This is a genomic window from Pseudoalteromonas sp. G5_S1_14_S5 (genome assembly GCF_054968605.1).
This window is the reverse complement of the sequence record NZ_JBQKUM010000024.1, coordinates 55,634-61,812: the sequence shown is the minus strand read 5'-3', so window position 1 is coordinate 61,812 and position 6,179 is coordinate 55,634. Positions and strand designations below refer to the sequence as shown.

Annotated in this window: 7 protein-coding genes; 4 read left to right on the top strand and 3 right to left on the bottom strand. The window is 44.6% G+C overall.

Annotated elements, in window-relative coordinates:
* Window positions 1-34: 34 nt before the first annotated feature.
* Window positions 35-1,351, bottom strand: coding sequence for a MipA/OmpV family protein (locus ACTRWI_RS09430; RefSeq protein ID WP_499130795.1), 1,317 nt, complete (start codon window positions 1,349-1,351; stop codon window positions 35-37).
* Window positions 1,352-1,486: 135 nt separating this feature from the next.
* Here ACTRWI_RS09430 and ACTRWI_RS09425 point away from each other — a divergent pair, with 135 nt between their 5' ends.
* The 4 genes from ACTRWI_RS09425 (at window position 1,487) to ACTRWI_RS09410 (ending at window position 4,658) form a co-directional block, all read left to right on the top strand.
* Entirely contained in the window at window positions 1,487-1,897 is a 411-nt protein-coding gene (locus ACTRWI_RS09425; RefSeq protein WP_499130793.1) for a VC1380 family protein, read from the top strand.
* A gap of 290 nt (window positions 1,898-2,187) precedes the next feature.
* Entirely contained in the window at window positions 2,188-2,592 is a 405-nt protein-coding gene (locus tag ACTRWI_RS09420; protein ID WP_499130792.1) for a hypothetical protein, read from the top strand.
* Complete coding sequence (locus ACTRWI_RS09415; RefSeq protein WP_499130790.1) at window positions 2,549-3,820, top strand: metallophosphoesterase family protein; 1,272 nt, start codon at window positions 2,549-2,551, stop codon at window positions 3,818-3,820. Before ACTRWI_RS09420 ends, ACTRWI_RS09415 begins: the two co-directional genes overlap by 44 nt.
* Window positions 3,821-4,208: 388 nt before the next feature.
* Window positions 4,209-4,658, top strand: a complete 450-nt coding sequence (locus ACTRWI_RS09410) for a tellurite resistance TerB family protein (protein WP_499130788.1) — start codon at window positions 4,209-4,211, stop codon at window positions 4,656-4,658.
* A gap of 118 nt (window positions 4,659-4,776) precedes the next feature.
* On the opposite strand, the gene ACTRWI_RS09405 is transcribed toward ACTRWI_RS09410, so the two are convergent.
* Both ACTRWI_RS09405 and ACTRWI_RS09400 read right to left on the bottom strand, forming a co-directional pair.
* Window positions 4,777-5,214 carry a hypothetical protein gene (locus tag ACTRWI_RS09405; protein ID WP_499130787.1) on the bottom strand — a complete coding sequence of 146 codons (438 nt, stop codon included), beginning with the start codon at window positions 5,212-5,214 and terminating at the stop codon, window positions 4,777-4,779.
* Window positions 5,204-6,121: a winged helix-turn-helix domain-containing protein gene (locus ACTRWI_RS09400; RefSeq protein ID WP_499130785.1), complete on the bottom strand. Its 918-nt coding sequence runs from the start codon at window positions 6,119-6,121 to the stop codon at window positions 5,204-5,206. The genes ACTRWI_RS09405 and ACTRWI_RS09400 overlap by 11 nt, the downstream gene beginning before the upstream one ends.
* Between the last annotated feature and the right edge of the window lie 58 nt (window positions 6,122-6,179).

The following is a 6,179-nucleotide window of genomic DNA, read 5'->3' as shown; positions in this document are numbered from 1 at the left end:
AGGAGCGGCAACTTTATATTGTAGGAATAATGGTTTAGAACTCGTATTGAAAGTAAACTGTGTTGTAGTTACTACCACCTTTTATACGTCCAAACTGAGACGCACTTTCAAAGATCGCCGAGCGGTGATGCAGTGAGTAACCAAACCATAAATTATTGAGGTCACTTTTACCGATAAGGTCACCGACATTCACATCAAATGAGAAGTCCAAGTAGTTTAATAAATGACTTGCCGTGTAGCCCTTACGGTCCATTTCGGAGCCTTCGATGTAAGTAATCGAATCTATATAAGACATACCCTCTGCAACACCAAATCGCCACTGCGTCGGCCAGTTAAACGTGTAGTAAGCTTTAATCGCAACGATGTATTCCGTGCTACTGGATTGAACCTCTGAACTCCAATGGTGAGCAATACCTGGCGTTAAGTAGATATCCAACGGCAAACCAAAAATCTCATCAGTTAAAGGGTGACCATAAAAGAATGATGTGAGTTGGTTGTTGTACTCGTCTTTCTCGGTGTCGAACTCAATAATTTCACCAATATTCGACGGTGTTGCCCACCCGTGCGCGACTCGTACGTACGGTGCATTGCTTAACTTAGGCTTTGGCGCTTTTGTTTTGTCTTTGAAGAAACCAAAACCAAGGTAAAGTTCGCCTTGGTAGCGATCTTCGATAATGGAAGAGTCGTAAGCGTTATCATCCAATCGAGTCACACTGGTTGAACCCAACAGATAAAGGTTAGAAATAACATGATAACGCGCTTCAACGCCAAGATTTAAATCTACGCCTGCACCAATCGACTGAGTAGTAGCCGAGTAGTATTCACTGTTAAAGTCAGCGCTTTTATATCGCAACGTCGCGCTTGGGTAGAACTCCCAGTCGCCGGTCTCATACTTGGCTTTCGCACGTAAGTTACTATGAAGGTTGAATTCACTATCACTCATGATTTCCGTTTCAACCGCCCAGTGATCATCTAATTGGTACGTCAGCTGTCCACCAAAGTCAGCGGTATCACCTTCAATCGCATTTTGTTCAGAAGCCGGAATATCAATAAAGCGCATTCGAGATATGGCGTTGAAAGACCATTTTTCATCTTCGGTTTGATATAGGTGAGCACCCATTTCCGTGCCATCAATGAATACGTAGTCGTTTTTAAAAAACAACATTGGGACAAAAGAACTTACTGTCTTGTCACCGCCAGCGGTGTCGTAAGGGATACTGGCTGTACGGAACATTGCCGCAATGCCCCACTCTTGTTCTTCAGCAGCCCACGCCACGCTGTTCGCTAGAAAAGCGTTACTTAATAAAATCATCCCATACGAGATGAGCTTTGGTGAAAATTTGCGCTTCATTCTTGTTTCATTACTCTTTGTAGTAAATTTTGTGGTACTGATTAGACATTTATTGACTATTTTAGCCAACAATTTTTAGGTTTGATCGGAATAGACCGTTACAATGGAGAATATTCTCGGTTAAATGAACGTATTGTGAAAGTCTCAGAATTACAAAACATTATAGACCACTTACCCAATGATTCCGACCCGGATATCGTTATGGGTGAGGAGTGGTTGCCAGAGCGACTGATCAACACAAAATTAGACGGTGAGATGCTCTTTCTTGAATTTGATAACGCCCCTGAAGAAAACCAAGGGGATAGCGAAGGTCGTGGCTTTGTAGAGCACGAGATCGCAATGATTCGAGAAAAACTCGAGCAAGTGTTGGATGAGCCTTCTGATACCAAATCGAAAGCCGACGCCCTATTAGCAATATTTCTGATGGGACATGAACTTTCTAGTTCAGAAGTTATCGAAATCCTGGAATCAACAGAGCCAGACATTGAACTCAATAAACATGAAATGGCCGCTCCAGAATGTAACGCCCAAGCGCTGAACGACTAACCACCAAAGATTTAGGAACCGACTGAAACGCCCGATGACATCCTCTCTTCCCTTCTTACTCGCTGGCCCTATTTTAAGAAAGACAACCGAAACTGAGGTTGTGCTTTGGGTTGTCACAAGTACACCACTCAATGGTAATGCTTTGCTATACAATCAAGGCCAAGAAGCCCCTTTCTATACGTCACCACTTAGCGAACACGAATCGATTCAGGTCGGCACACATGCTTGGGTAAGCTTGATTCAATTAAAAAGGAAAGTTTCCCACTAACACCCCTTTGGAATATCAGATTGTGACTGTCAAAGGCGCGTTAACTGAGTTAGCTCCGCATTTGGTGTACCAAGATCAACCAAACACTACTGGTGCTGCGCCAAGAATAGCCTTTAAGATCTCAACCAGCGCCGACTACATCCTGCATGGTTCATGTCGCAACCCTCATCATCCAAGCAAAGACAGCCTAGTCGCGGCAGATAATAAAGTCGAACAGCAAAGTGTCGTTGAGCGACCAGATATGCTCATGATGAGTGGAGACCAAATCTACGCTGACCACGTCGCAGGTCCAACACTCGATGCAATTCATCAAGTTATTCAACGACTAGGATTAGTGAGCGAAGATCTGCCGACCGATTCATTCGACGGAACACTTGATAGCAGTGAAGCTCTGTTCAATAGCGCATATCACCTCTATCAACGGTGAAAACCACTTGGTGACCTTGTCTGAATTTATTGCCATGTATCTGCTGGTTTGGTCACCGACCTTGTGGCAATGCATTAACCGCGAACGGTTGATCGAGAATAACTTCATGCAGGCAGGCCGCCAGCTCACGCCAGCCGAGCAACAACAATGGCGTGATGAAAGTGTCATCATCGATGATTTCATCGACGGTCTGCCGCAAGTACAGCGTCTATTTGCTCATATTCCAACGTACATGATCTTCGATGATCACGATGTCACTGACGACTGGAACCTCACCGTTGGTTGGGAGCATGCGGTGGCTCAAAACCAGTTTGCTAAACAAGTCATTGGTAACGGCCTCGCGGCTTATTGGATGTGCCAAGGTTGGGGTAACGCACCAGAGAACTTCAACCGCGATTTCATGGAGCAAACAAAACAACTGTTCTCAGAGTTGGTGAATACCAATCAAAGCGACCAAGCTGTTGAAGCACCGGTCGGGCAACTCGAACCTACAAGACACAAACAGTATCTTGCAATGCTCGATCGCTTTGAAGAGTGGCACTACATCATTCACACCTCGCCGAAAGTGATTGTGTTAGATACTCGTACCCGCCGCTGGCGCTCTGAATCACATATGAATAAGCCTTCAGGTTTAATGGACTGGGAAGCACTCACCGAGTTTCAACATCAGTTGATTAACCAAGAGAAAGTAGTAATAGTGTCTGCCGCGCCAATGTTCGGGGTGAAATTCATTGAAACACTGCAGAAGATGATGACTTCACTAGGAAAGCCACTAGTGATTGATGCCGAGAACTGGATGGCGCACCCAGGCAGTGCCAACACGCTGATCAGTATCTTTACTCATACCAAAACACCCACTAACTTCGTGGTGCTTTCTGGTGATGTGCACTATTCGTTTGCTTACGACATTAAGCTCAGATATCGCCGAAACAGTCCAAACATTTACCAAATAACTTGTAGCGGCATTAAAAACCAGTTCCCTGCGCCGTTGCTAAAATTCTGCGACGTATGTGACCACTTGTTGTATAGCCCACGCTCGGTGCTCAACTATTTCACTAAGCGAAAGCGTTTAAAAATAGAAAAGCGTAGCCCAGACAACCAAGCTTTCTATCGCCTTTCAAACCGCAGCGCGATTGGTGAGTTAAGGCTGGATAGCGATGGTAAGCCACAATCGATTACCACTCTCAGCGGCGATGGCAAAGTGACGCGCTTTCCAGAGCCGAGCTAGGGCGTGTTAATCTTTCGAGCTGATTTTTGCAGCGAGTTGCTGGGGATTTATACAAGGCAGAGGCGTCGATGTGTAGCTAGCCTACATGAGAAGCCGATTACGTAGTAGAAATGACCAGCAAACGCTGCCCGAAGGGTTCGACTAAAAGCGCTTTACTCTTTGTTGAGAGAGATTTGCTTAGAATAACGAGGCTACTTCCCTCTCGCCCCGATTAAAACGCTTTTGACTAGGCGCCCCATCCGAACAAAATTTAACCGCGAAAGGTCAACACGCCCTAATATGTTCCTTATTGCTGGCTTATACGTAGTGTCATTTTTAAGTAAAGGGGCTTGCGATCACACCCTATTGGCCCAATAGTTATAATATTCACCATTACTGGAACGCTCATATGTTTAATTCACTCACATCGTTATTTAAACAGTTGGTTGAAGGCTCTGATTTAGGTAAAACGCCAACCGCCTCACCAAACTTAGCTATCGCCAGTTTGTTATGCGAAGTCGCAGGCGCAGACCATGAAATCAACGAATCAGAGCAACAAGCGAAGTTGAAATTACTGCAACGTCTGTTGGGCATTACAGAAGAAGAGTCGAAAGCCTTGTTACAACAAGCTGAGCCACAAGTTGAACAATCTGTTTCTTTGTATGATTTCACTTCACAACTGCGCGAGTTATCACAGCCAGTGAGAATTGACTTGATTAAGGCGATGTGGGAAGTTGCGCATGCCGACGGAGAGATTGATCCACTTGAAGATTCAGTGATCAGAAAAACCGCTGAACTGCTCTACGTTGACCACAAAGACTTCATCAAGAGCAAACTTGAGATACTTGGAGAAGACTAAATACGAAACAATTGAGCAGCTTTTGGTGCGTAAACCTAACGCTGCTTAAGATTATTAGTAACACCTCAATCCAACAAACCAGATTTAACTAATCGCCTCAGTGTGCTGCATCCAACAATCATCGTATGGCCTTACCATAGAGAATGCCGTTGAGCTCTAGGATCGTACCGTCTTTCGTAATGTACGCGCCTCTCTGATCGGATATCAAAACACTTCGCTTGTTGTCATGGTGCTTAATAAACAGATTTTTAACGTTGAAGGTTTGGTTTCCATGCGCTTGGTCCTGTTCAAGCTGATAGAAGTAATAGTGATTCCCCCAACGTAGGAATACACCAAACAACTGCTTGGTTTGCACGACTCGTCCATTTCGGTCGTAGCCGACATAACGCATTTTTGAGCGTCCATTCTTCAGCTCAAGGGTCAAGACCTCCCAGCCATAATTCTCGAACTGACTTTCAAACTGATACGAACCTTTGGTCGCTACCCCAGAGACCAAACCAAACGCTAAGATCACAAATATGGTTACAACAATTGGCAGCCAAAAGTTACGCTTCATCTGCAGTTCCTTCTACCTTTACACCTTCTTTTTGGCCTTGTGAACAGCGCCCAGACTTGAAGTCTGCACTAATGTCGTGCCAACCACTTTCGTTTAACACCACCACCTGCATACCACCACACTCGATACCCATGCGGTGAAGATAGATCGCCTCTACGCCCGGTTTCATAATTGAAGTTAAGTCTTCCACCAGCTCTTGTTCCAACTCGACGCTGTCATGGTATACATCGACCCCCTTGATGGAAGCTCTTTCCATAAACAACCCAAGATAAGACAAGATAATACCTATAAAAAGGCTTACCGCGAGTCCACTAATAAGCGGGATAAAATTAGAAGATGCTTGCTTACCTTGTGCCTGAGTATTCTCTGATAGCCCTAGGGTGTCAGCAACTTCGTTTAACTCAGAATCTGATTTTGACTCCAGCACTGTGAATTCCAAGCGAGTAAAATCCTCTCGCTCACTCAAGCTGGCAGATTGCGGTATGCCTTTGTCTTGTGCTGCTACGTTTTCTGATGCAGCTGGTTTTTCTGATCCTGGAAGGCTTTCAGATACAAAATTTTGGTCAGGTGCAGTACCGCTGCCAGGCGTGACACTACTCTCAGGAGCAACAAAGCAGTAGCCTTCCTTTTGTACCGTAATCACCTTGCAGTCTGACCCTACCTCTTTAAGAGCACTACGAACATTTTTGATTGCGACATTAAGAGAGCTGCTAGTAACAATGCGCCCCGGCCAACAATGCGTTAAAAGGTATTCACGACCTAAAGTTTGAGAACAGTTGTCCATTAAATACTTTAAAATCAGACACTCTGATCTCGACAATGCCACAAATTTATCTAATGACGGGTTAATCAATGTACGGTCATCAAGTTCAATAACCAAATCATACTCTTGTAATTTATTATTCATAAGGTGAGTTAACACTGTTAATAATCTCACCTAAGAATAACACGAGGCTTTACATTAG